This is a genomic window from Agromyces lapidis (genome assembly GCF_009749405.1).
In the GTDB taxonomy this organism is placed as follows: Bacteria; Actinomycetota; Actinomycetes; order Actinomycetales; family Microbacteriaceae; genus Agromyces; species Agromyces lapidis.
This window is the reverse complement of the sequence record NZ_WBIQ01000002.1, coordinates 247,083-271,861: the sequence shown is the minus strand read 5'-3', so window position 1 is coordinate 271,861 and position 24,779 is coordinate 247,083. Positions and strand designations below refer to the sequence as shown.

Genomic DNA, 24,779 nt, shown 5'->3' with positions numbered 1-24,779 from the left:
TGGCGCGGACCGAGCTCAACCCCGCCCGCTCGCCCACGCGAGCAGACGCTCGACCGGCCACGTCGTGACGATGCGCTCTGCCGGCACCCCGTTCGCCTCGGCGCGTGCGGCGCCGAGCTCGAGGAACGACAGATGGCCCGGTGCGTGCGCATCGCTGTCGATCGAGAAGAGGCAGCCGGCGTCGAGCGCGAGCGCGATGAGCTCGTCGGGCGGGTCCTGCCGCTCGGGGCGCGAGTTGATCTCGACGGCGACCGCGTGCTCGGCGCAGGCGGCGAACACCGCCTCGGCATCGAAGGTCGACTGCGGCCTCGTGCCGCGGGCGCCCTCGACGAGCCGTCCGGTGCAGTGACCCAGCACGTTCAGCTGCGGGTCGGCGATGGCACGGAGCATCCGCCTGGTCATCTCGGCGCGCTCCATGCGGAGTTTCGAGTGCACGCTGCCGACGACGACGTCGAGCCGATCGAGCATCTCGGGGGTCTGGTCGAGCGCGCCGTCCTGCAGGATGTCGACCTCGATGCCCGCGAGCAGCCGCAGCTTCGGCAGGCCCTGCTGCACGACCTCGATGAGCTCCTGCTGCTCGGCGAGCCGTTCGGCGCTGAGGCCGTTCGCGACCCTCAGGCTCGGCGAGTGGTCGGTGACTGCGAGGTACTCGAGCCCCTGCGCCTCGGCGGCCTTCGCCATCACGGCGAGGCTCGTCGTGCCGTCGGACCATTCGGTGTGGCTGTGCAGGTCGCCGCGGAGCTCGGCGCGCAGGCCCGCGACCGAACCTTCGGCAGACAGCCCGACCTCGACACGCAGGGCGCCGAGGCGCTCGGGCACCGCGCTGGCGAGGGCCTGCTCGATCACCGCGAAGGTCGAGTCGCCGATACCGGCCGTGCGCCGCAGCCGGCCGTCGACGGCGCGTGCGGCGAGGTCGTCGGGCGCGAGGTCGCGGATCGCGTCGGCGGCCCGGCGGAACGCCTTCGACTTGTACGCCGAGGCGCGATCGCGCTCGAGCAGGAAGGCGATCTCCTCGAGCGCCGCCACCGGGTCCATAGCTCGATTCTGCCGCGAGCGGGGCCGCTCGCGCTTGACTCCGCCCGAATTCCTCGGTATATCTATACCCCCTAGGGGTATTCAGATCGAGAGAAGGAACCAGACCATGTCCACCTCCACCGCACCGGCGCCACGCCGGTGGCTCGGCCTCGCACTCATCGCGGCGGCCCAGTTCGTCGTCATCATGGACACGTCGATCATCGGCGTCGCCCTGCCCGATATCCAGGCCGAGCTCGGCTTCACGCCCGAATCGCTCTCCTGGGTGTTCAACGCCTACGTCGTCGCCTTCGGCGGACTGCTGCTGCTCGGCGGCCGGCTCTCCGACGTGTTCGGCGCCCGCCGCGTGTTCATCGCCGGCTGGGTGACCCTGGCGCTCGGCTCGGTGCTCGCCGGCGCCGCCACGAACGTCGGGCTCGAGATCGCCGGCCGCGCCGTGCAGGGCGCCGGGGCGGCGCTCATCGCCCCCGCCGCGCTCACGCTGCTGATGGTGCTCTTCGGCGGCACCCCCGAGCTCCCCCGCGCCTTCGCCGTCTACGGTGCGGCAGCGCCGATCGGCGGCACCGCGGGCGTGTTCCTCGGCGGCGTGCTCACCGAGTACGCGAGCTGGCCGTGGGTGTTCTACGTGACCGTGCCGATCGCAGCCCTCGTGCTCGTACTCACGCCGTTCGCACTGCCCGCCGTCCGCGGCGGACGGGGATCCGTCGACCTCGCCGGCGCGATCACCGCGACCGCCGGTCTCGCGGCCGTGGTCTACGGAGTCGTACGCGCACCCGAGGTCGGGTGGGGCTCGCTCGAGACGATCACCGCACTGGCCGTCGGCGCCGCCCTCCTCGTCGCGTTCTTCGTGATCCAGGCCAAGAGCCGCCAGCCGCTGCTGCGGCTCGGCATCTTCCGCGCCCCGCAGCTCGGTGCGGCGAACCTCGCGCAGCTGCTGCTCGGTGCGGCGTGGGTGCCGATGTGGTTCTTCCTGAACCTCTACCTGCAGCAGGTGCTCGGCGCCGGCGCGTTCGCCTCGGGCGCCGCGCTCCTGCCGATGACGGCCCTCATCGTGATCGGAATGGTCGCACTCGCCCCGCGTCTCCAGGCGCGCTTCGGTGCGAAGCCGCTGATCGTGGCGGGCTTCGCCCTGCTCGCCGCAGGACTCGGCTGGCTGGCGCTCGTGCGCCCCGACGGCAGCTACGTCGCCGACGTGCTGCCGGCGTCACTCGTCGCCGCGCTCGGCATGGCGCTCGCCTTCGTACCCTCGCTCGGCACCGCCATCGGCGCCGCTCGCCCCGAGGAGACCGGCGTCGCCTCGGGCCTCGTGAACACGAGCTACCAGATCGGCTCCGCGGTCGGGCTCGCGGTGCTCACCGCGGTCGGCGCCGCGGTGACGGCGGGCGGTACGGATGCCACGGCGCTGACGAGCGGGTTCTCGGCGGCGTTCCTCGGGGCCGGCGTCGTCGCCCTCATCGGGCTCCTCGCCGCCGCCGCCCTGCTGCGCGGGGCCCGCTCGACGGCCTCGGCTGCCGACGACGCGGCGGCCCGGGCGACGGTCGACGCCTGATCTGCACCGTGCGCGGCGCTCGCACCCGGGTCGACCGGTGCGGGCGCCGCGTCGCGCCTCAGCTCAGAACGCGCCGCCGCCGTCGCGCGCCGAGTCGACGCCGTACGCCCGGGCGGCCGCCTCGGCGTTCGTATGATCGCCGTGGTAGGCCGCCTGGGGGTCGCCCGGCAGCGAGCGGGTGCGTCGCGCGCGGATCGCGAGCCAGATGGCGGCGGCCACGATGCCGACCGCCACGGCGATCATCGGGATGATGCCGAGATCCATGAGCCGACCTCCCAACGGTATGGCGTCACGGTACCGCGTCGCGAAGGGTCAGTACAGGGTCGCCTGCTCGTAGGCCGTCTCGAACACCATCGTCATGAAGATCGCGAACCACGCGATGCCCGCGACCATGATCACGACCGTGACCGCGATCGCGACCCACATCGGCGCCATGCCGCGCCCCGAACGACGCTTCACGACGATGCTGCGGCCGATCACGTAGACGAGGGAGGTGAACAGCGCGAAGAACGCCCACGCCCAGTGGAACGGCCGCTCGAACCCGCGCCTGAGCAGTTCGCGTCGGTCGAAGTACGCGAACAGCACGATGAGGGCGGCGATCACCCAGCCCGCCAGTGAACTCACGACGTACCAGGGGTCGGAGTACACGGCGAGCTGCGCCGCCGGAGACGACGAGTATTGCGCGTCCATGCCCAGTTCGAGCACCCGCTGCCAGTCGATGAGGAGGAACGGCACGAAGCCGAGCGCCGGCAGCGCGACGATGAGCCAGATCCAGACCGTCGAGGTCGGCGTCGTCGCGTCGACCGACGACACCGCCACCTGACCGTACGGCAGAGGCTGCGGCGCCGGCTGCGGCGCGTACTGCCCGTACGCCGGCTGCGGTGGCACCGGTTGCGGCACGACCGGCGGCGCCGCGAGCGGCGTCGCGTACTCGGTCCACTGCGTGCCGTCCCACCAGCGCTGGCCTTCGGCGCCGCTCGGTTCGGGGTACCAGCCGGCCGGGGCCGTTCGGGGGTCGCTCATGCGTTGCTCCTGTCGGGTCCAGCCCATCGTAGGGCGCACCGGCTCCGAGAGGGACGTCGCCCGTGAAAGGCCCCCTACAGCTCGACGACCGTCATGCCCGAACCGCCCGAGCCGGTGCCCATCGCGATGAGCGCATCGGGCACCTCGTCGAGCGCGATGCGCCGGCCGACGAGCTCGATCGGGCGGAAGTCACCCGAGGCGACGGCCCCGAGCATCGACGGGTACTCGTGCGCGGACATGCCGTGGCTGCCGAGGATCTCGAGCTCGCCGGCGATGACCGCGTCCATCGGCATCGCCGAGAGGGCCGAGTCGCCGACCATGAGGCCGATCTGCACGTGGCGGCCGCGCTTCTTCAGGCTCCGCACCGAGGCGAACGAGGTCTGGCTCGAGCCGAAGGCGTCGACCGAGACATCCACCCCGCCGCCGGAGGCCTCGATGATGCGCTCGGCGGCGCCGTCGCCGCCCTGCACCGGCACCGCGCCGAGCTTGGCGGCCGCGGCGAGCGCGGCGTCCGAGACATCCACGCCGTAGACCTCGACCCCGGCGGCGACGGCGATCATGATCGCCGAGAGCCCGACGCCGCCGCAGCCGTGCACGGCGATGCGCTCGCCGGGGGCGAGCCTGCTGCGCGAGACGATCGCGCGGTACGCGGTCGCGAAGCGGCAGCCGAGCGACGCGGCCTCGACGAAGCCGAGCGAGTCGGGCAGCCGGATGAGGTTGAGCTCGGCCTCGTCGATCGCGACGAGCTCGGCGAACGAGCCCCAGTGCGTGAAGCCCGGCTGCGACTGGTGGTCGCAGACCTGCTCGTTGCCCGACAGGCACTCGCCGCATCGCCCGCAGGCGCAGATGAAGGGGGCGGTGACCCGGTCGCCGACGTTCCAGCCGCTGTCGGCCGACACCTCCGAGCCGAGGGCCGCGATCTCGCCCGCGAACTCGTGGCCGGGCACGTGCGGCAGGCTGACGCCCTCGTCGTGGCCCATCCAGGCGTGCCAGTCGCTGCGGCAGACGCCGGTGGCGCGCACGCGGATCACGGCGCCGCGCGGCGGGCAGACGGGCTCGGGGACTTCGGCGAGTTCGGGCCGGGCACCGAATTCGGTGAAGAGCACGGCGCGCACAGGGGTCCTCTCGGTTCAGGCGGGCCCGTCGGGTCGGGCCGGGATGCCGCGTGACCGGGCGGCCCCCTCACCGCCGCGTGCGCGACATCCGTGAGCCTACCGGCACCGCGGCGGAACGTCGCACGCGCCGGCCGCGGCCGCCGTGCCGAGAGTGCTCGCGCTACGGGCGAGGGCAGGTGAAGTACGTGGGCGTCGAGGCGTCGCCGCGCTTGATGTCGTGCTCGGCCATCGGTGCGGCGCAGATCGGGCACATCGGGTTCGCCGGCGGCTCGTACGGCGCCTCGGTGACACCGATGCCGATGCCGACCTCGGCCGGCCCGGTGATCGGGTAGATCGCAGCGCTCAGACGGTTCCAGAAGCCGGGGCGGCCCTTGTACGGGTTCATCGCGCTGCTCATGGCGTTAAGTGTACTGATGATTAGTACACTAATCAATATTCGTCCGCAAGGACTCGTGGACCAGGCGCCATTGTGTAACAATTCCGCATGCGCTTCGTCATCGCCGTGCTCCTCGCCTCGGTGTGCTTCGGCACCACCGGCACGGCGCAGGCGCTCGGCCCCGAGGCCGACCCGGCCTCGCTCGGCGCGGCGCGGCTCGTCATCGGCGGCGGAGTGCTCGGCGCACTCGCGCTCGCCCTTCGACTCGGTCGGCGACGCGGCGCGGACGGGACACCCGTCGCGTCGCCGACCGGCACCCACGCGACCACGCGTCATCCGCTCGCCGAGCTGCTCCTCGTCGCGGCGGGCGCCGCCGGCGTGCTCGCCTACCAACCGGCGTTCTTCGCCGGGACCGAGGCGAACGGCGTCGCCATCGGCACCGTCGTCGCCCTCGGCTCGGCGCCGGTCATCACCGGTGCGTTCGACTGGCTGCTCCGGCGCTGCTACCCGGGCCACCGATGGGCCGTCGCCACCGCGATCGCCACCGTGGGCGTCGCGGTCATCGCCGCGGCGAGCGCACCCGGCGGCGGGGCCGCCGGCTCGGCAGACCCGCTCGGACTCGTCGCCTCGCTCGGCGCCGGCGCCTCGTACGCGGTCTACACCCTCGCCGCGAAGGCGCTCATCGATCGCGGCTGGAGCGCCACCGGCAGCATGGGCGCGCTCTTCGGCACGGGTGCGGTCTTCGCACTCCCCCTGCTCATCGCCACGGATGCCTCGTGGCTCGCGCAGCCCGCGGGCCTCGCGATGGCACTCTGGCTCGGACTCGTGACGGTGACGATCGCCTACCTCCTCTTCGGATTCGGCCTCACGGGCCTCGCCCCCGCGACCGTCTCGACGCTGACCCTCGCCGAGCCGCTGACCGCGGGACTGCTCGGCGTACTCGTGCTCGGCGAGCACCTCCCCACCGGCGCCGTGCTCGGCCTCGCCGTGCTCGCGACCGGCATCGTGGTGCTCGCGACGGGCACCGCGGGGCGCAGCGGGCGCGCGGATCAACCCCTAGGACGACCTGCGGCAGCGAGCACGAGCTCCGCCGGGGCGTGACCCGGGATCGACGATCTGCTCAGCCGGACACCGGCCGGGCACCCCCGTTTTGGGTGAGCCGAAAGATCTGTTTCTGAGCTATCTTCATATTCGAGTACTCGCCAACCTCGACACCGCATTCGCCCGACCGGCAACGGTCGCAGGGCGACGCACGCTCGGCCGTCCCACCGGCACACCCCGGCGCCTTGGGGCGCGAACGGCGCCGCCCGGATGCGGCGACGCCCCCTTTGCCCGAAAGCGATGGACTCCCCGATGGCCGACGCCACGCCCCGCCCCCACCAGCCCCGCAGCCCGCTCACCCGACCGCCACAGCCACGGCCATGAGCACGATGCCCGGTTCGGCCCGCCGGATCGGCGGGCTCGTCCGCCCCCATGCGGAGCGGCGCCGGCATCCGTCGGAGCAGACCGACACGGCAGAACTCGCCACCGACTGGCACCGCCACTACCGCGCCCGGCTCCGCATCACCGACACGCTCATCGTCGCCGGCGCGACGCTCGCCGCCGCGAGCGTCCGCATGGCGATGCTCGGCGACACCGCGGTCGCGACGCGGCCGACGCCGTCCACGGTCGTCATCCCCGTGCTGATCACCGTGACCTGGCTGCTCGCCCTGGCGAACTTCCACACCAGGGCGAGCCACGTGATCGGGGTGGGCGCGAGCGAGTACCGTCGCACGCTGAACGCGACCGCGACCGCGTTCGCCCTCATCGCCATCGCACTCCAGCTCGCCGACGCCCGCGACGCCCGCTGGTATCTCATCGTGGCCGTGCCGCTCGGCGGCGTCCTGCTCATCCTCTCCCGGTGGCTCTGGCGCAAGTGGCTCATGGCCGAGCGCCTGGCCGGACGCTACCTCTCCCGCGCGGTCGTCGTCGGCGGGCCGGCCGACGTCTCGTGGGCCGTCGCGCAGATCGGGCGGAGCCCCGCCGCGGGATTCCGCGTCGTCGGGGTGGCCGTCGACGACGGTGCGGTCGAGCAGCCTCCGTCGCCCACCGACGTCGATCGCTCCGCCGACTCCCCCGAACTCGCGGCGATCCCCCGGCTCGCGAACCTCGACGGCGTGGCCGAGGCGGTCTCAGTCCTCCGCGCCGACGCGGTGATCGTGAGCGGACGCCTGAGCGAGGACGGCGCCCGGCTGCGGCAGCTCGGCTGGGATCTCGAAGGGACCGGCGCCGAACTCGTGCTCTCATCGCGGCTCGCCGACGTCGCCGGACCGCGGCTCCACTTCCGCCCCGTCGAGGGGCTCCCCCTCCTCCACGTCGAGATTCCGCGTTTCGACGGGTGGCGGCACTCGCTGAAGCGCAGCTTCGACGTCGCGTTCGCCTCGGTCGCGCTGGTGCTGCTCATCCCCGTCTACCTCGCGGTCGCCCTCCTGATCCGCCTCGACGGCCCCGGGCCGATCCTCTTCCGGCAGACGAGGTGCGGCCGTGACGGCCGGACTTTCCGGATGCTGAAGTTCCGGACCATGGTGCCGGACGCCGAACAGCGGCTGGCAGAGCTCCGCGCGCTCGACGAGGGCGCCGGCGCCCTCTTCAAGATCCGGGACGACCCCCGGGTGACGAGAGTCGGCGCTTTCCTGCGCAAGTACTCGCTCGACGAGCTGCCGCAGTTCTGGAACGTGCTCGTCGGCGACATGAGCGTCGTCGGCCCCCGCCCGCCCCTCGAGACCGAGGCGGCGGGGTACGAGGGCCCGGTCTCGCGGAGACTCCTGATCAAGCCCGGCCTCACCGGGCTCTGGCAGATCAACGGCCGCTCCGACCTCTGCTGGGAGGAGAGCGTGCGACTCGACCTCTACTACGTCGAGAACTGGTCGCTGATGGGCGACCTGGTGATCGTGTGGAGGACGGTGAAGGTGTTCGTCCGTCCGAAGGGCGCGTACTGAGAGACCGGAAGGCTGCCGCTCATGAAACGTTCGACCGCGATCGTCGTCGCCGTACTCGTCGCCGTGCTCTTCGCCGCGGGCGGCGTCGGCCTCGCGGTGTGGCAGGCGGGCACCGCATCCGACACCGGCGGGACCGCCGCATCCGGGACGGCGGATCCCGGTGCGGAGCCGCAGGACGGAGGAGCTGCGGTCGACGGCGAGACGCCCGCGGGTGATTCCACCGCGGAGGCGGCCGACCCCGAGGGCGACGCGTCGGACGGCGATCAGGACGGATCCGAAGCGCCCGCCGGGTACACGCTGCCGCCGGTGACCGCCGCACCGACGCTCGTCCCCGGGCCCGCCCCGCGGGACGCCGCGGCGGACGGCGAGGTGGTCGACGGGTTCCCCGAAGGCCTCGAGCCCCCACCGGCGTCGACGGTGGAGCACAGCTCGCTCAGCACCGACGACGGCCGGGTGCAGGCCTCGCTCACGGGGAGCTCCACGAGCGGAGTGGACGAGCTGCTCGTCCACTACCGCACGGCCCTCGCCGCCTACGGGATGGTCGAGCTGCCCGCGGAGACCGCCTCCGGCTCCACCGCCGTCGCCTTCACCCGCGGCGACGACCAGGTCACGCTCGTGATCACCCCGGACGGGAGCGGCTCGAGCTACGAGCTCTTCGGCACGCTCACCTCGGGCGGCGGGTGAGCGGCGCCCATGTACATCTCGTTCTCGAACACCCCGGCCACCGGGGACGGGACCCGCGGCGGTTCGGGCGCGCGGGTCTCCGCCACCGTGGTCGTGCTCGGTGTGGTCAGCCTCCTCACCGACGTCTCCTCCGAGTCGACCGCGGCCGTCCTGCCGCTCTACGTGACGAGCGTGCTCGGTCTCGGCATGATCGCGTTCGGGTTCCTCGACGGGCTGTATCAGGGCGTCAGCGCGCTCGTCAGGATCACCGGCGGCTGGGCGGCCGATCGGAGCGACCAGCCGAAGTGGATCGCCTTCATCGGCTACGGATGCTCGGCGCTCGCCCGCATCGCCCTCGTCTTCGCGACCGGGTTCGGCGCGCTGCTCGCGGTGATCACGGCCGACCGGATCGGCAAGGGGATCCGCACCGGCCCTCGCGACGCCCTCATCTCGGCGGCGTCCGATCCGTCGGACCTGGGGCGGTCGTTCGGCGTCCATCGCATGCTCGACACCGTCGGCGCCGCCGCCGGCCCGCTGATCGCCTTCCTCATCCTCTTCCTCATCCCCGACGGCTTCAGCACGGTCTTCGTCGTGTCCCTCGCGTTCGCCGTCATGGGCGTGGTCCTGCTCGGACTCGCCGTGCCGAACCTGCGCCCGCGTGCCGACCGCGCCGCGCGGACGCAAGCACCGCGCACTCCGTTCCGCTGGCGGTCGCTGCTCGCTCCCGAACTCCGGCGGCTCCTCGTCGTCACCGGCGTGCTCGGCCTGCTCACCATCGGCGACGGCTTCCTCTACCTGCTGCTGCAGGCGCGCGACGGCTTCGCCGCCGAGTTCTTCCCACTCCTCTACGTCGGCACCAACGTGGTGTTCCTGGCGCTCGCGGTGCCCATCGGCCGGCTCGCCGACCGGTTCGGCCGCACGCGGGTGTTCGTGCTCGGCTACGTCGCCCTGCTCGCGGCGTACCTCGCGGCCGCGGCCCCCTCGTTCGGCCTCGCGTCGACGCTGCTCTGCCTCGTCCTCCTGGGGGTCTTCTACGCCTCGACCGACGGCATCCTCGCGGCCATCGCCGCCATGGTCACCCCGCCCGAGGCGCGCGCCACCGGGATCGCAGCCGCCCAGACCGTCGTCGCGCTCGCACGCCTCATCGCCTCGACCGGATTCGGCGTGCTCTGGTACCTGCTCGGCCCGACCACCGCCGTGCTCGTGATGGCGTGCGGCCTGGCCGTGGCCATCCCCGTCATCGCGGTGCTGCTGCGCCGGAAGGCGGGGACGACGTCGTGACCGGCCGACGACGACTCACCATCGCGCTGGTCGCGATCGCGCTGTTCGCCGGCGCCCTCGCGTACGGACTCACCGCCTACTTCGCGCAGCTCGCCCGCGCCTCGTCTCCCAGCGAGGCGGTGACGACCACCGACGCGCCGGCCGCGGACGAGCCGCGCCTGGTGTTCCGCAACACCGCGGCCGGCCAGGGATACGGCAACGCCGCCCTCGTGGCCCTCGACGACCCCGCAGGGGCGCGCACGATCCTGCCGATCGCGTGCGACCGCATCGACGCGAGCGACGCGGCCGCCATCTGCCTCCACACCGATCGCGGCGTCGTCACGACGTTCGGTGCCACGCTGTACACCGCCGACTGGCAGGCCGTGCGAAGCTGGCCGCTCGCCGGCATTCCGAGCCGGGCGCGCCTCTCTCCCGACGGCGAGCTGGTCGCGACGACGGCGTTCGTGACCGGGCACTCCTACGCCACGACCGGGTTCTCGACCCAGACCGTCGTCGGCCCCGTCGACGGCGACGCCCGCGAGAACCTCGAGGACTTCGCGCTGACCGTCGACGGCAGCCGTCTCGACGCGGTCGACCGGAACCTCTGGGGCGTCACCTTCGCCGAGGACGGGGCGACCTTCTACGCGACGGCGGCCTCGGGGGGCCGGACGTGGCTCGTGAAGGGCGACGTGGCGGCGCGGACGCTCACCTCGATCGAGGCGGACGCCGAGTGCCCGTCCCTGTCGCCCGACGGCAGCCGCATCGCCTTCAAGCGGGACGTCTCCGAATCGACGGTCCCCGACTGGCGGATCGCAGTGCTCGACCTCGACAGCGGCGAGGTGACGATCCTGCCCGAACAGCGGAGCGTCGACGACCAGGTCGAGTGGCTCGACGAGGAGACGCTGCTCTACGGCATGCCCGGCGCCGAGGTGGGCGACGGCGACGTCTGGCGGATCGCCGCCGACGGCCGCTCCGAGGCGTCGGAGTACCTCAGGCACGCCTCCTCCCCCTCGGTCGTCCGCTAGTGCCCCCCGACTTGGGGCGCGAGGACCGGGGGCACGAGGGGCTACCGTGACGACAGGGAATACGTGAGTTTTCTTCACCCTCGGTACCCACCGGTGAGCGACCCGAGCCCACGCCCCCACCCGACTCCATCGCGTACGGAGAGGCAGCACCCGTGAGCCCGACTTCGATCGATACCCAGCGTCCCCGAAACGCGTGCCGAGGCGTCGGCACTCCCGCCGGTCGGATCCCCCATGAGCGAGTCGCAGCAGAGCACTGAGTCCCGACTCTCGCCGACGACCCGGCGCACCGCCGAGCGGATCCTCCGCCTCGCTCCGGCCGGGCTTCGCCTCGCCTACGACCCCCGCTCCGAGACCTTCGCGCACACCGTCCGCCTCGTACCGGATCGCGCCGGATCGGCGCTCCGCGCGGAGGGGACGAGCCTGCGCTACACGGCGATCGCGGTGCTCGGACTCTCCGTCGCCCCGGCCGCAGCCCGTGAGTCCGCGCTCGACGGCGGCTCGCTCGAAGCGCTGCTGCTCCGGCTCCGCGGTCCGGTCATGGCGGGCGGCGACCTCGGCGCCGTCGCCCTGTCGGTATGGGCGACCGCGGAAGCGCTCGGCCGGATCGAGCCCGCGCCGCTCGCCCGCCTCGCCGACGCCGCCGACGCCGCCGACGCGACCCCGACGGTCGACCTCGCGTGGATGCTCACCGCCGCCGTCGCCGCCCTCCGCCTGGACCCGGCCGACGCCGACGCCGCCCGCCTCGCCGAGTCGTCCGCCCGACGCCTCGCCGAGGCGCAGGGCGAGCACGGATGCTATCCGCACACCGTCCCCGCGGGACGCGGCGGGCGGCTCCGCGCGCACGTCGGCAGCTTCGCCGACCAGGTCTACCCGCTCCAGGCGTTCGCACGACTCGCCTCGCTGACCGGCGACGCCGACGCCCTCGAGCGGGCCGAGCGCACCGCACGCAGGATCATCGGACTGCAGGGCGGGTCGGGCGAGTGGTGGTGGCACTACGACGCGCGGACCGGGGAGGTGGTCGAGCGCTACCCCGTGTACAGCGTCCACCAGCACGCGATGGCGCCCATGGCGCTCTTCGACCTCGCGCGCGCGGGCGGCGTCGAGCACCTCGCCCCGATCGAGCGCGGCATGGGCTGGCTCGACCGACCCGGCGCGGGCGAGCTCGTCGCAGAGTCGCACTCGCTCGTCTGGCGCAAGCTCGGCCGGAGGGAGCCGCGGAAGGCCGTGCGCACGATCTCGGCGGCGACGACCGCGCTGCGGCCCGGCTGGCACCTGCCCGGCCTCGACGCGGCCTTCCCCCCTGAGCGCATCGATCACGAGTGCCGGCCCTACGAGCTCGGCTGGGCGCTCTACGCGTGGCATCCGATTCTCGAGGAGGGGCGGATCCGATGACGACGACCAACCTCGACTCCCCCCGCCGCCAACCCCTCTTCGGCCTCGAGTTCGACCCGCTGACGATGGACGACGTCCTGGCGAGGGCGCGCGAGGCGATCAGCGCGCATCGCCGGCTGCTCGTCGGCGTCGTCAACGCCGCCAAGATCGTGCACATGCGCGCCGACGACGAACTGCGCGACTCCCTGCTCGAGCCCGACGTCCTGCTCGCCGACGGCCAGTCGGTCGTCTGGGCGAGCCGTTTCCTCGGCCATCCGCTTCCGGAGCGGGTGGCGGGCTGCGACTTGTTCGAGCGCCTGCTCGCGGTGGCCGATGCGGACCACCGAGCCGTCTACTTCCTCGGCGCCCGAGCGGAGGTGCTCGATCGGATGCTCGAGGAGGTGCGCGCCCGGTTCCCCGGCGTCCGCATCGCGGGCGCGCACGACGGCTACTTCCCGGATGCCTCGGCGGGCGACCTCGCCCACGAGATCGCCGAGAGCGGCGCCGACATGCTGTTCCTCGGGATCACCTCCCCGAAGAAGGAGAAGTTCCTCGCACACTTCGGCGACGAGCTCGACGTGCCGATCCTGCACGGCGTCGGCGGCTCGTTCGACGTGCTCGCCGGGGTGACCCGGCGAGCGCCCGACCGGTGGCAGCGGCTCGGCTTCGAGTGGCTCTACCGGCTGCTGCAGGAGCCCCGGCGGCTCGCCGGACGATACCTGTCGACCAACACGGCCTTCATCGTCCTCACCGTGCGGGAACGGCTGCACGCGACCCCGCCCTACCGCCCGGCGGCCCACCCCGCCCACCCGGCCGGCGCACGAGACTCCGGAGACTCCGATGGATGAACCCTTCAGCGGCACCGTCGCGATCCTCGGGCTCGGCTACATCGGGCTCCCGACCGCGGTCGCCCTCGCGACCAGGGGGGTCGACGTCATCGGCGTGGACGTCGACGACGCGACCGTCGAAGCCGTCGCGGCCGGACGCATCCCGTTCGTCGAGCCCGATCTCGCGATCGGCGTGAGCGGCGCGGTCGGCATGGGGCGGCTCACCGCGACGACGACGGTGCCCGAGGCCGACGCCTACGTGATCGCCGTGCCCACGCCCTTCAACGGCGACCGGACCGCCGACCTCTCCTTCGTGCGCGCGGCGGCGGCCTCGATCGCGCCGAAGCTCCGCGGCGGCGAGCTCGTCGTGCTCGAGTCGACATCGCCGCCGGGCACGACCGAGCAGGTCAGCCGCTGGATCAAGGGCCTCCGCCCCGACCTCGCCATGCCCCACGAGGACGAGGGCGTGCCCGACGTGCACGTCGCGCACTGCCCCGAGCGGGTGCTGCCGGGCCGGATCATGATCGAGATGATCACGAACGACCGCGTGATCGGCGGCGTGACGCCACGCTGCGCGGCGCGGGCGGCCGCGCTCTACCGCGTCTTCACCCAGGGCGAGATCTTCACCACCGACGCCGCGAGCGCCGAGATGGCGAAGCTCGTCGAGAACGCCAGCCGCGACGTGAACATCGCCTTCGCCAACGAGCTCTCGCTCATCTGCGAGCAGGCCAAGCTCGACGTATGGGAGGTCATCCGCCTGGCGAACCGCCACCCGCGCGTGCAGATCTTGAACCCCGGCCCGGGTGTCGGCGGCCACTGCATCGCGGTGGACCCCTGGTTCATCGTGGGCATGGCACCGGAGCTCTCGCGCCTCATCCGCACGGCACGCGAGGTGAACGACTCCAAGCCGCGGCACGTCGCCGAGATGGTGCTCGAGCGCGCCGCGCGCTTCCGGCAGCCGACCGTCGCCTGCCTGGGCCTCGCGTTCAAGGCCGACATCGACGACCTCCGCGAGTCGCCCGCGGTCGACGTCGTGGAGACGCTCGCCGACCTCGCCCCCGAACTCGACATCCGCGTCTCGGAACCGTTCGCCCGAGAGCTGCCGGCCGCCCTCTCGGGGCGGCCGAACGTGCGCATGCAGCCCGTCGGCGAGGCCATCGATGAGGCCGACATCGTGGTGCTCCTCGTCGACCATTCCCAATTCACATCCATTCCGCGATCGCGTCTGGAAGGCCGGGTGGTGTTCGACACCCGGGGCGCGTGGCGGTGACGAACGGAGGACCCATGCCCCGCATCCTCGTCGTCTACGGCACACGCCCCGAGGCGATCAAGCTCGCCCCGGTCGTGACCGCGCTCCGACGGACGCACTGCTTCGAGACCGTGGTCGCGGTCACCGCCCAGCATCGGCTCATGCTCGACCAGGTCAACGAGATCTTCGGCATCAGACCCGATCACGACCTCGACCTGCTGCGCGATCGACCGAACCTCACCGGGATCACCGCCGGCACGATCGAGGGGATCGAACCTCTGCTCGCCAAGCACAAGCCCGACATGATGCTCGTCCAGGGCGACACCACGACGGTGTTCGCGGCCGCGCTCGCCGCCTTCTACGCGCAGGTGCCCGTCGCGCATCTCGAGGCGGGACTCCGCACCTCGCACCGCTACGACCCCTACCCCGAGGAGATCAACCGGCGGCTCGCGACGGTGCTCGCCTCCCTGCACCTCGCGCCGACCTCCAACGCCCGCCGCAATCTCGAGCACGAGGGCGTGGATCCGGCGAGCATCCACGTGACGGGCAACACCGTCATCGACGCACTGCTCCAGGTGCACGGGATGCACCTGCCGACGACCGAGCCGGCGCTCGACCGGATCGGGGGCGCGGAACGACTCATCCTCGTCACGAGCCACCGCAGGGAGAACTGGGGGGCTCCGATGGAGCGGATCGGGCGCGCCGTCGCCCGCCTCGCACGGCGGTACCCCCAGGCGAAGGTGCTGCTGCCCGCCCACCTCAACCCGATCGTGCGGGAGTCGCTGCTGCCCCCGCTCGAGGGGCTGGACAACGTGGTCGTGACCGCCCCGCTCGACTACGTCGACATGGCGCACGCGGTCGCTGCGTCGACGATCGTGCTCACCGACAGCGGCGGCGTCCAGGAGGAGGCGCCGAGCCTCGGCAAGCCGGTGCTCGTGCTCCGCGAGACCACCGAGCGCCCCGAGGCGGTCGAAGCCGGCACGGTCGCCCTCGTCGGCACCGACGAGGATCGGATCGTGGACACCGCGAGCGAACTCCTCGACGAGCCCGACCGATACTTCGAGATGGCTCGCGCGGTCAATCCCTACGGCGACGGCCGGGCGGCGGACCGTGTGGTCGCAGCGCTCGGCGCGCACTTCGGGCTTCGGGAACCGCCTGAGGAGTTCATCGCGCCCGTCGAGACCGAGGCCGAGGCCGAGAGCCGACGCCACCGGAGAGCGGGTGCGCCGGCGATGCATCCCGCGCTCGCCCACCTCTGGTGGGGCGCGCGCGAGCAGCGGCAGCAGCGCACCGCCGCGAACTCACCGCAAAACTGAAAGAATCCTCAATTCATGTTGCGGTCGTCCGACCCCCCTGAAAGGGTGGTCTGGCGGCTCGGCCCTTCCGCCCTACCGGTACGAGCTGCTTCCGGACAGACCATCGTCCATGCATTGCACAGGAGAACCACGTTTTGCCCCATCCCTCTTCGATTCATCGACCTCGCACCTCGGCGACCGCCGCCCTCATCCTGGCGTTCGGCATCGCCGTCGGCGGATCCGCGACCGCCGCGATCGCCGCTGCGCCGACCGTCGACTCCGTCGCCGGACTGCCGTCCGCCGGCACCCTGACGACCGCCGAGAGCCTCTACGGCACGGCATCGCCCCGCGGAGTGTCCATCGATGCCGACCGCGCGTCCGTCGAGCTCGGCACGACCTTCCGGGCGAGCCGGGACGGCGCCGTGCTCGGCGTGCGTTACTGGAAGACGAGCACCAACACCGGCACCCATGTCGGCAGCCTCTGGAGCGCGTCGGGCAAGCGGCTCGCCAAGGCGACCTTCACCAACGAGGGGGTGACCGGCTGGCAGACCGTGTACTTCGACAAGCCCGTCACGGTGACCGCCGGCCGGCAGTACGTCGCGTCCTACCACGCACCCAACGGCCGGTATGCGACGAAGCTCGACGTGACGACGACGACGACCTCGGCCTCCCTCACCACCGTCGGCGCGGGAGCGGGCGGCGTCTACGCCTACGGCGGTGCGGGTTCATTCCCCACGAAGAACTGGCGCTCGAGCACGTACTTGGTCGACGTGGTCTTCCGGCCCGACCAGGCCGTCAAGCCGACGCCGACGCCGACCCCCACCCCCACCCCCACGCCGACTCCCACGCCCACGCCGACGCCGACGCCCACGCCGACGCCCACGCCGACGCCCACGCCGACGCCGCCGACCGGCGGCTCCTCGGCATTCGCCGGCTCGTCGAACACCGGCCCCGCCGCGGCCGGGTTCACCCCCCGCGACGCGTACACCGGGCCGATGACGATCACGAAGGCGGGTACCGTCATCACCGGGAAGGTGATCCCCGCCGGGCTGCGCATCGAGGCCGACGACGTCACGATCCAGGGCAACCTCATCGCAGGTGCGACCGACGTGTCCTGGGACCAGGCCGCGATCCACGTGACCGGCGACCGCGCGAAGATCGTCGACAACATCATCCGCGGCACCTCCGGGACCGACTGGTGGAAGTCCCCGGCGAGCGGCGTGAAGCTGGTCGGCGACGACGTCGAGTTCAGCCGCAACGACGTGAGCTGGATCGCCGGCGACGGCATCAGCCTGTACGGCGAGGGCGCCCGGGTCATCGGCAACTGGATCCACGACTTCGTGGTCCGCACCGACGGCGTGCACTACGACGCGCTCCACTACCCCGGGGACCGCATCAGCGGTCCCGCGAGGATCGCCGACAACACGGTCGAGATGTGGATCACGAATGCGGGCTCGAGCGGTATGACCGCCGCGCTCGGCCTGCCGGCCTCCTCGCCCGGGCTCGTGGCCGAGCACAACCTGCTCGCCGGCGGCAACTACACGCTGTACGGCGGCGGTGACGGCACGACCATCCGGAACAACCTCTTCTGGACGAAGTTCTCGTCGAAGGTCGGCTACTACGGCACCCACGCGCACGTCGGTGGAGGTACCGCCTGGTCGGGTAACGCGTACACCTCCGACGGTGTCACCGCGGGTGGCACCATCCGAGGCTGAGTCCCCAGCCGACTCCGGGAGGCCGTCCGCCGTGCCGGCGGGCGGCCTCCCGTCACTCAGCGGCGCGCTCGCCGATCGAGGACGGCGGCGCCGGCTCCTCGGCGATGCCCTCGACTCCGAGCAGGGCGCGCAGCGCCGCCCGGTGGGTCGGCCGCCGGGCGCGGAGCGCCAGCCCGGCCCCGACGCCCCACGAGAAGAACGTGGTCGCGAGACCTCCATGCCGGGAGCGGTACAGTTTCACGCGGTTGATGCTCAAGCGGGCATACAACGAGGGCGACTCGTGAGACTCGCCCTCGTCGTGCATCGCGACGGCATCCGGCGCGAGCACCAACGCGTACCCGAGATCCCGCGCGCGGAGTGCGAAGTCCGTCTCCTCCGAGTAGAAGAAGTACGACTCGTCCCACGGGCCGACGGCCGCTCGGCATTCCTCCGAGATGAGCATGATCGCCCCGGTCGCCCAATCCGCGCGGCTGGCGCCGGTGTAGGCCGATGCATCCGAGACCACCTCTCCGAGGGCCGCGACGCGAGACGCCCGTGCGCCGCCGAGCAGTGCCTCGCCCCACGCCCGCGCGATCGTCGGCTCACGTCGCAGTGAGTGCCTCACCCGGCCGTCACCGTCCGTGAGCAGCGGGACCGTAATGCCCGCACCCGAGTCGCGCATCTGGGTCCAGAGCGCCTCGATCGCATCCGGCCGGAACCGGATGTCGGGATTCAGGATGAGGTATGCGTCGCACTCACCGAGGGCGGCCATGCCGGCGTTGGCACCCGCCGCGTAGCCGGCGTCGCGTCCGAGCTGCACGATCGCGAACGACGGGGCTCCGGCACGCACCCGATCGAGCGTGTCGTCGCTCGAATCGTTGTCGACGACAACGACGTCGATCACCGCGTCCGCGACGCGCGACGCGACGAGCGACTCGACGAGCCCCGGGATGTCGTCGGCGCAGTTCCAGGTGACGGCCACGACCCCGATCCGTGCGCTGCGCGCCATCATGCCCCCTGATGCATCGGATGCCGCGGATCGCGCGCCGGGGCCGCTCGCCGCGGAAAGGCAGGGCAAGTATAGTCGGGCTCATGGTGCGGCCGACAGCCTCACGCCCGACGTCGCCGCAGGCCGCCGCCACCCGCCTGCGGTCCGCGACCACGCCCGAGGGGGTCGAGTCGCTCCGCCCGATCTGGGAAACACTGCACGCCGAGAACCTCGATGCCGATCTCGACTGGCTCCTCCTCGCCGCCCGAGTCCCAGGCACCACGCCGCATGTGCTGATCATCGAGCGCGAACCCGACCCGCCCCTCATGGTCGTCGCCCGCCTCGAGCGCCACCGGTTCCGCGTCAGCGCCGGCAGCCGGACCATCGCCGACCTCGGGCTCCGCACGATCGTCGTCTCGTTCGACGGGATTCTCGGGGCCCGATCCGCCGCCGATCACGAGACGGTCGTGCGGGCGCTCCGAGGCACGCTCGCCAGCGGCGCCGCGGACGCCGTGCTCCTCCAGAAGCTGAGCTGCGACGGGCCCGCCGATGCGGCGGCACGCGCCGTCTCGACCCCTTTCACCCGAGTTCACGCGCTGCCGCGGGCGACCCGCTGGCTCGCCGAGCTTCCGGCCGACCCCGATGAGCTCCTGCGCCGTCGTTCGGAGGGCACGCCGAAGGACGCCCGCTACAAGGAGCGCCGGCTCCGTCGCCGCTACGACGACGAGGTCCGCCTCGAACGGCTCGAGGAGGGCGACGTCGAGCTGCTCTGGGCCGACGTCGAGACGGTCGCCGCGGCGTCGTACCAGCGCGCGATGGGCGTCGGCGTCCGGCGGACGCCGCTCGCCGAGGCCCGCACTGCGCTCGCCGTCGACCGGGGCTGGGCGAGGGTCCGGATGCTCTACCTTCACGACCGACCCGTCGCATTCTGGTGGGGCAACGTCTACGCGGGCACGTACTCGGTCGACACGACGGCGTTCGACCGCGCGTACGCCAAGGAGCGGGTCGGCACCGTCGTGCTGCACGCCCTGTTCGACGAGCTCTGCCGCGACCCCGAGGTGCGGACCATCGACTTCGGCCACGGCGACGCCGAGTACAAGCGCGACTACGCCGATCGCGGGGTCGAGCAGCGCGACGTCGTGCTGCTCGCCGCCCGGCCGCGAGCTCTTGCGGTCGGTGCCGTACTCACGCTCGCCAACTCCGGCCGTGCGGCCGCGTACCGCCTGCTCGGCGGTACCGCGTGGGCACGGCGACAGCGCGAGTCGCGTCGCGGCACCGCCGCGGCGGCGGACGACGGCCCGAACGCCTGACGCTCAGCGACCGAGCGCTGCCGAGAAGATCTCGAGCATGCGCACCCCCGCGGCATCCCAGGTCAATGCGGCCGCGCCGTCGAGGCAGCTCTCGCGCATCCGTCGCAGTGTGCCCGGGTCCCCGTGCAGGAGCCGAAGCTGCTCGGCGAGCGTCTCCGCATCGCGGTCCTCGTGGAGGAAGCCGTCGAGGCCGGGGCGGAACTGCCCGCCCGCCGATCGCGAGAGCAGCGGGACGCAGCCGCACGCCTGCGCCTCGTAGCCGACGAGCGCGCTCCCCTCCTCGACGGAGGGGAGCACCAGCACGTCCGCGGCGCGGAACTCGCCCGCGAGGTCGTCGCTGAAGCCGGCGACCTCCACCCCCGGCTGCTCGAGCAGCGACCCGAGCCGCTCGCGGTAGCCCGGGGCGAACCGGCCGAGGATGCGGAACCGCCCGTCGGCGCCGATGCCGGATCGCCGCCAGGCCTCGAGCGCGTAGTGCAGCCCCTTCCTCGGCTCCGCCGAACCGGCGAACACCGCGGTGAACGGCCGCGATCCGTCATCCGTACGGCCGATCGGATGGAACACGGCCGGGTCGAAGCCGTACCGATGGCGCGCGAGCTTCGCCTCGTCGACACCGGCTTCGACGAAGGTCTCGGACACCCGCTCGGACGGCACGAGGATGAGCCGTGCCGCACGGAACTCCGCCTCCTCCCGGGCGAGGCGACGGGGGTTCGGATGATGCGACTGGCCGCGTACCGAAGGCGATCCGACCCGGAGGGCCTCGTCCCGCGCGACGGCGTACGCGTGCGCGGTGTGCGTGTTCGGCGACTCGCGGGTGCCGAGGACGCCGGTGGACTGCGCCGCCAGCAAGGTGCGGAGCGCCCCGCTCGGCCACGTGTGCACCACGTCGAAGCCCCCGCCCCGCAACATCCGGGCGACGCGCCGATCATGGAAGGCGAGGGCGTCGTCGATGCGCCCGAATGCCCTGTGCGGGATCCGACGTCCCGCGATGACGAGCGTCGTGATCGTGTCTTCGAGCGCGACGCCCGGCGCCACCGAGGCGCACACGACGACCACGACGGCGCCGGCACGGCGGAGCGCCACGACCTGCTGCAGCGCAGTGGTGCCGATGCCGGGGGCGCCGATCGCATGGGGGAAGCTGTAGAGCACCCGGAGCGGTGCTGCGCTCGTCCCCGAGACGGTCATGGCCTCCGCCCTCCAGCCCGGCGGCCGAAGGCCGGAACCACTGCCCCGGACGCGGTCGTTAGTGTACTCTGTACCCCACCGTTTGCGGGAGGAGTCCCCACATGGTTCCGCGTGAGCGATCGTGCAGCGTGGTGATCCCCGCACACGACGAAGAGGTGTCGCTCCCCCGGCTGCTGCGACCGCTGCTCGCCGAGGCGCATTACGACGAGTTCGCGGTGATCGTCGTCTGCAACGGATGCTCCGACGACACCGCGGCGGTCGCCGCGACGTTCCCCGGCGTCGAGGTCGTCAGCATCCCCGAGGCCTCGAAGGCGGCCGCGCTCGAGGTGGGGGCGGCCCGCGCCGATGCCTTCCCGATCGTGTTCGTCGACGCCGACGTCGCGATCGACACGGCCGGGCTCCGGGCGCTCGTCGAGACGCTCGGGCGCGGCGAGGTGCTCGCGACCTCGCCGCGGCTCCACCTCGACCGGACCGGCGTCTCCGCGCCGGCCCGCTGGTACTACGACATCTGGGAGCGCCTGCCGCAGGTTCGCTCCGGGCTGTTCGGACGCGGGGTGATCGCGGTGTCGGAGGCGGGGTTCGCGCGCATCTCCCGACTGCCGCGGTACCTCTCCGACGACGCCGCCTTCTCCGATGCGTTCACCCCGGCGGAGCGCAGCATCACGGGCGGCGCCGAGTCGCGCGTCCGGCCCGCCCGCACCTGGCGCGCCCTGCGCCGCCGCCGCATCCGGGCGATCCAGGGTATGCGGGAGCTCCGGCGCGACGGGCGCTCCCCCGCCTCCTCGGCAACCCATCCGCGCGATCTGCTCGCGATCGTCGCCCACGAGCCGAGCATGGCGCTGCGGATGCCCGCGTTCCTCCTGATGACGGTGGAGGCCCGCGCGGCCGAGCGACGCGTTCGCCGTACGGGGGGCGAGAAGTGGCTCCGCGACGACACGAGTCGGACGGCATGAGCGGCGACGGGCTCGACGACCAGTCGTGGGACGGGCTGGTCGTCATCGCCTCCGGCACCTCCTGGGACGACACGTGGCTGTCGGAGAAGCACCTCGCGATCCATCTCTCGCGCCTCATGCCCGTGCTGTTCGTCGACCCGCCGATGTCGATGCTCACGCCGCTGCGCAAGCCGGGGCTCCGGCGCGAGGGCGGCGGGCCGCGCCTGCGGCGACTCGCCCCCGGCCTCGCCCGGCTGACGCCCGTCACGCTTCCGGGGATCTCGCGGCCGGGCCTGCGGGAGGCCGGCGAATGGGCGACGCGGCGCGCGATCGCCCACGCCGTCGCGCGGCTCGGCGCCCGCCCGCGCGCCTTCGTCGTGGCATCCCTCGACGACGTGTTCGGCGCGTGCCCCGCCGATCTCCGCATCCTCTACGGAACCGACGACTGGACGGCCGGGGCGGGGATCCTCCGCATCTCCGAATCGTGGCTGCGCCGGCGGGAGGCGCGCCAGCTCGAACTCGCCGACGTCGTCGTCGCCGTCTCCGACGTCATCGCGAATCGCTGGGAGGCGCCGGGGCGGCCCGTCGAGGTGATCGGCAACGGCTGCGACACCGAGCTGTTCGCGGCGGTCGACACGGCGGAGGCGGCCACCGATGTCGTCCTCCCCGAGCCGATCGCGGGATTCGTCGGACATCTCTCCGATCGGATCGACCTGGCGATGCTCGAGGCCGTCGCCGACGCGGGGGCGTCGCTCCTCGTCGTCGGTCCGCGGCAGCTCACGTTCGACCTCGAGCGGGTCGGGGCCCTCTTCGCACGGCCGAACGTGCAGTGGGTCGGACCGCAACCGTTCGAACGCCTCCCGTCCTATCTGCGGCGGATCTCCGTCGGTCTGACCCCGTACGCCGACAGCGCCTTCAATCGGGCGAGCCATCCGCTGAAGACCCTCGAGTACCTCGCGGCCGGACGACCCGCCGTGGTGAGCGACCTGCCCGCCTCGCGCGTGATCCCCGACGGACTCGTGCGGATCGCAGCCGACCCCGCCGCGTTCGGCGAGCTGACCGTCGAAGCCCTCGAGGCGCCGCCCGACCCGGAGGCGGCCGCCCGGCGCACCGCCTATGCGCGTACGCAGAGCTGGGCCGAGCGCGCGAACGACTTCGCGGCGCTCATCACCGCGAACTCAGGCTCCCCGGGCTGACGACTTCGCCCCGAGCCGGCGGGGCACCGCCCCGCCGAGTCCCGCGGCCGAGAGCGTGAGGATGACCCCGATCAGCACGGTCGCGGTGACCGCTCTCACCCGGCTCCCCGACTGGCTCTCGAGCTGGGGCGTCGACGGATTCAGGGTGGTGACGACCCGCGCCGACTCCGGCACGCCCTGCGCGTCCTGCAGCTCGGTGGTCGCGGCGTCGATCTCGGCGAGCGCCCGGTCGAGGCTCGCCATCGCCTCGTCCGGCGTCGCCCCGACGGCCTGAACGTCGATCACCGGCTCGACGAACTCGTACTGCCACTGCCCGCCGCGGTTGGGCTGCCTGACGAGGAAGCCCTCGGTCTCGCCCTCCCCGAGCAGCGTCACCTCGGCCGAGACGGGCTGGGCGCTGCCCCCGGACTGGACCGACCGCGCGACGACCCCGGCGAGATTCACGAGCGAATCCGTGGGCCTGACGAGGATGTTCTGCTCGCTCGAGGCCGGCGGAACGAAGACGACATGCACGTGCGCGAAGTAGGTCGGCGTCACCGAGAGCACGACGACCAGCGCCAGGCCCGTCAGGAGCACCCCGGCGACGAGGACGTACCAGCGCCGCCCGAGCCGCGCGACGAGGTCCCACACCGTCATCGTCGCCCCCCGGAGACGGGGCTCCACTCGACATGAGGGCACCTCATATACTCAACAGTACATCGACACGAAATCGTGGGGGTGGTGTGGAACTCGGCGAACTGCTGCGGGCGGCCGGTCGACGGTGGTACATCGTCCTCATCGGCCTCATCGCCACGGTCGGGCTGATGCTGCTCGTCCCGAGGTACGTTCCGGTGACCTACGATCTGACGGCCTCGGTGCTGCTCCTCCCCCCGGCGAATGCGGTGACCCCGAGCGGGGAGACGAAGCCGGTGCAGAACCCGTTCCTCGATCTCGGCGGACTCGACGTCGCCGCGGGCGTGCTCGCCAACTCGCTGAGCGACACCCGCACCGCCGAGCTGATCGCACCGGAGGGGTCGGGGATCGAGTACACGGTCCAGGAGGACGCGAGCGTGTCCGGCTCGGTGCTCGAGTTCGCGGTGAACGCACGGAGCGAGGAGGCTGCGCGAGCCGCGCTCGCCGAACTGCTCGACGTCGGCACGACCAGGCTCGGCGAACTGCAGGCCTCCGTCGACGCCGCCGACGCGTTCCAGCTCCGCGTGATGACGGTGACCGACAACACGATCGCGGTGCCGAACTACGCCGACACGGCTCGCGCGCTCATCATCGTCGGCGCCGGGGGCATCGCCCTCACGCTGCTCGTCGCCGTGTCGATCGACGCGATCATCCGGCGCCACCGCGCCTCGCGCGCCGCGGCCGCGATGGCTGCCGAGACGCGGTCGGAGACGACGAGCGCCCCCTGGGCGGCGGAGGCGTCCGTCGACCCCGCGGAGGTCTCCGCCGACGACCGTTCGGCGGCCGAGGGTCCGCCTGCCCGCGCACCCGACGCCGAGGAACCCGACCACGTCGACGTGGACGTCGACGCGCCCGAGGCGGAAGCCGAGGTCGAGGCGGAAGCCGAGGTCGAGGCGGAGGTCGGCGAAACCGACTCCGACGAGCCCGACATCGACGAGCCCGGTGTCGACGCCGAGGCCGACGACTCCGAGTCCGAGTCAGCGGCCGAGTCCGAGGCACCGGAGCCCGGCGCACCGTCACTCGCACCCGGGCGGTGACC

Annotated in this window: 23 protein-coding genes; 15 read left to right on the top strand and 8 right to left on the bottom strand. The window is 72.6% G+C overall.

The annotated features are described in order from the left end of the window. Nucleotides 1-15: 15 nt before the first annotated feature. Nucleotides 16-1,035, bottom strand: a complete 1,020-nt coding sequence (locus GQQ93_RS04430; RefSeq protein WP_157423028.1) for a PHP domain-containing protein — start codon at nucleotides 1,033-1,035, stop codon at nucleotides 16-18. Between the two features lie 106 nt (nucleotides 1,036-1,141). Here GQQ93_RS04430 and GQQ93_RS04425 point away from each other — a divergent pair, with 106 nt between their 5' ends. Next, nucleotides 1,142-2,581, top strand: a complete 1,440-nt coding sequence (locus GQQ93_RS04425) for an MFS transporter (protein ID WP_157423027.1) — start codon at nucleotides 1,142-1,144, stop codon at nucleotides 2,579-2,581. A gap of 63 nt (nucleotides 2,582-2,644) precedes the next feature. Here GQQ93_RS04425 and GQQ93_RS04420 read toward each other — a convergent pair whose 3' ends face one another. The 4 genes from GQQ93_RS04420 to GQQ93_RS04405 form a co-directional block, all read right to left on the bottom strand. Continuing rightward, a complete protein-coding gene (locus tag GQQ93_RS04420) occupies nucleotides 2,645-2,845 on the bottom strand; it encodes a hypothetical protein (protein WP_157423026.1) in 201 nt (66 codons plus the stop codon). A 48-nt stretch (nucleotides 2,846-2,893) separates the two neighbouring features. Continuing rightward, nucleotides 2,894-3,604 carry a DUF2510 domain-containing protein gene (locus tag GQQ93_RS04415; RefSeq protein WP_212277250.1) on the bottom strand — a complete coding sequence of 237 codons (711 nt, stop codon included), beginning with the start codon at nucleotides 3,602-3,604 and terminating at the stop codon, nucleotides 2,894-2,896. A gap of 74 nt (nucleotides 3,605-3,678) precedes the next feature. Next, complete coding sequence (locus GQQ93_RS04410; protein ID WP_157423024.1) at nucleotides 3,679-4,719, bottom strand: zinc-dependent alcohol dehydrogenase family protein; 1,041 nt, start codon at nucleotides 4,717-4,719, stop codon at nucleotides 3,679-3,681. 160 nt (nucleotides 4,720-4,879) lie between these two features. Next, entirely contained in the window at nucleotides 4,880-5,116 is a 237-nt protein-coding gene (locus GQQ93_RS04405) for a hypothetical protein (protein WP_157423023.1), read from the bottom strand. Between the two features lie 87 nt (nucleotides 5,117-5,203). Between GQQ93_RS04405 and GQQ93_RS04400 the strand changes: the two genes are divergently transcribed. From GQQ93_RS04400 to GQQ93_RS17835, 10 genes are all read left to right on the top strand, one after another. Further along, nucleotides 5,204-6,196, top strand: coding sequence for an EamA family transporter (locus tag GQQ93_RS04400; RefSeq protein ID WP_157423022.1), 993 nt, complete (start codon nucleotides 5,204-5,206; stop codon nucleotides 6,194-6,196). 320 nt (nucleotides 6,197-6,516) lie between these two features. Next, entirely contained in the window at nucleotides 6,517-8,073 is a 1,557-nt protein-coding gene (locus tag GQQ93_RS04395; RefSeq protein WP_157423021.1) for a sugar transferase, read from the top strand. Between the two features lie 21 nt (nucleotides 8,074-8,094). Continuing rightward, nucleotides 8,095-8,757 carry a hypothetical protein gene (locus GQQ93_RS04390; protein WP_157423020.1) on the top strand — a complete coding sequence of 221 codons (663 nt, stop codon included), beginning with the start codon at nucleotides 8,095-8,097 and terminating at the stop codon, nucleotides 8,755-8,757. 9 nt (nucleotides 8,758-8,766) lie between these two features. Continuing rightward, entirely contained in the window at nucleotides 8,767-10,017 is a 1,251-nt protein-coding gene (locus tag GQQ93_RS04385) for an MFS transporter (protein WP_157423019.1), read from the top strand. Then, a complete protein-coding gene (locus GQQ93_RS04380) occupies nucleotides 10,014-11,021 on the top strand; it encodes a TolB-like translocation protein (protein WP_170296123.1) in 1,008 nt (335 codons plus the stop codon). The genes GQQ93_RS04385 and GQQ93_RS04380 overlap by 4 nt, the downstream gene beginning before the upstream one ends. A gap of 231 nt (nucleotides 11,022-11,252) precedes the next feature. Beyond that, nucleotides 11,253-12,413, top strand: coding sequence for a prenyltransferase/squalene oxidase repeat-containing protein (locus GQQ93_RS04375; protein ID WP_157423018.1), 1,161 nt, complete (start codon nucleotides 11,253-11,255; stop codon nucleotides 12,411-12,413). Continuing rightward, a complete protein-coding gene (locus GQQ93_RS04370) occupies nucleotides 12,410-13,240 on the top strand; it encodes a WecB/TagA/CpsF family glycosyltransferase (RefSeq protein WP_157423017.1) in 831 nt (276 codons plus the stop codon). Before GQQ93_RS04375 ends, GQQ93_RS04370 begins: the two co-directional genes overlap by 4 nt. Next, nucleotides 13,233-14,489 (top strand): UDP-N-acetyl-D-mannosamine dehydrogenase, encoded by a 1,257-nt coding sequence (wecC, locus tag GQQ93_RS04365; RefSeq protein ID WP_157423016.1) that lies wholly within the window; start codon nucleotides 13,233-13,235, stop codon nucleotides 14,487-14,489. Before GQQ93_RS04370 ends, wecC begins: the two co-directional genes overlap by 8 nt. 14 nt (nucleotides 14,490-14,503) lie before the next feature. Continuing rightward, nucleotides 14,504-15,784 carry a non-hydrolyzing UDP-N-acetylglucosamine 2-epimerase gene (gene wecB, locus GQQ93_RS04360; protein WP_157423015.1) on the top strand — a complete coding sequence of 427 codons (1,281 nt, stop codon included), beginning with the start codon at nucleotides 14,504-14,506 and terminating at the stop codon, nucleotides 15,782-15,784. 134 nt (nucleotides 15,785-15,918) lie between these two features. Then, nucleotides 15,919-17,478: a DUF4082 domain-containing protein gene (locus GQQ93_RS17835; RefSeq protein WP_170296122.1), complete on the top strand. Its 1,560-nt coding sequence runs from the start codon at nucleotides 15,919-15,921 to the stop codon at nucleotides 17,476-17,478. Nucleotides 17,479-17,530: 52 nt separating this feature from the next. On the opposite strand, the gene GQQ93_RS04340 is transcribed toward GQQ93_RS17835, so the two are convergent. After that, nucleotides 17,531-18,439 carry a glycosyltransferase family 2 protein gene (locus GQQ93_RS04340; RefSeq protein WP_170296121.1) on the bottom strand — a complete coding sequence of 303 codons (909 nt, stop codon included), beginning with the start codon at nucleotides 18,437-18,439 and terminating at the stop codon, nucleotides 17,531-17,533. A gap of 110 nt (nucleotides 18,440-18,549) precedes the next feature. On the opposite strand from GQQ93_RS04340, the gene GQQ93_RS04335 reads away from it, so the two are divergent. Then, entirely contained in the window at nucleotides 18,550-19,755 is a 1,206-nt protein-coding gene (locus GQQ93_RS04335) for a GNAT family N-acetyltransferase (RefSeq protein ID WP_157423011.1), read from the top strand. A gap of 3 nt (nucleotides 19,756-19,758) precedes the next feature. Here GQQ93_RS04335 and GQQ93_RS04330 read toward each other — a convergent pair whose 3' ends face one another. Beyond that, entirely contained in the window at nucleotides 19,759-20,940 is a 1,182-nt protein-coding gene (locus GQQ93_RS04330) for a glycosyltransferase (protein WP_157423010.1), read from the bottom strand. A gap of 101 nt (nucleotides 20,941-21,041) precedes the next feature. Here GQQ93_RS04330 and GQQ93_RS04325 point away from each other — a divergent pair, with 101 nt between their 5' ends. Continuing rightward, nucleotides 21,042-21,893, top strand: coding sequence for a glycosyltransferase family 2 protein (locus GQQ93_RS04325; protein WP_157423009.1), 852 nt, complete (start codon nucleotides 21,042-21,044; stop codon nucleotides 21,891-21,893). Then, nucleotides 21,890-23,068: a glycosyltransferase gene (locus tag GQQ93_RS04320; RefSeq protein ID WP_157423008.1), complete on the top strand. Its 1,179-nt coding sequence runs from the start codon at nucleotides 21,890-21,892 to the stop codon at nucleotides 23,066-23,068. Before GQQ93_RS04325 ends, GQQ93_RS04320 begins: the two co-directional genes overlap by 4 nt. Here the strand turns inward: GQQ93_RS04320 and GQQ93_RS04315 are convergent. Beyond that, complete coding sequence (locus GQQ93_RS04315; RefSeq protein WP_157423007.1) at nucleotides 23,051-23,704, bottom strand: hypothetical protein; 654 nt, start codon at nucleotides 23,702-23,704, stop codon at nucleotides 23,051-23,053. The genes GQQ93_RS04320 and GQQ93_RS04315 overlap by 18 nt on opposite strands. An 86-nt stretch (nucleotides 23,705-23,790) precedes the next feature. Between GQQ93_RS04315 and GQQ93_RS04310 the strand changes: the two genes are divergently transcribed. Continuing rightward, on the top strand, nucleotides 23,791-24,777 hold the full coding sequence (locus GQQ93_RS04310; RefSeq protein ID WP_157423006.1) for a hypothetical protein: 987 nt from the start codon (nucleotides 23,791-23,793) through the stop codon (nucleotides 24,775-24,777). Nucleotides 24,778-24,779: the final 2 nt, after the last annotated feature.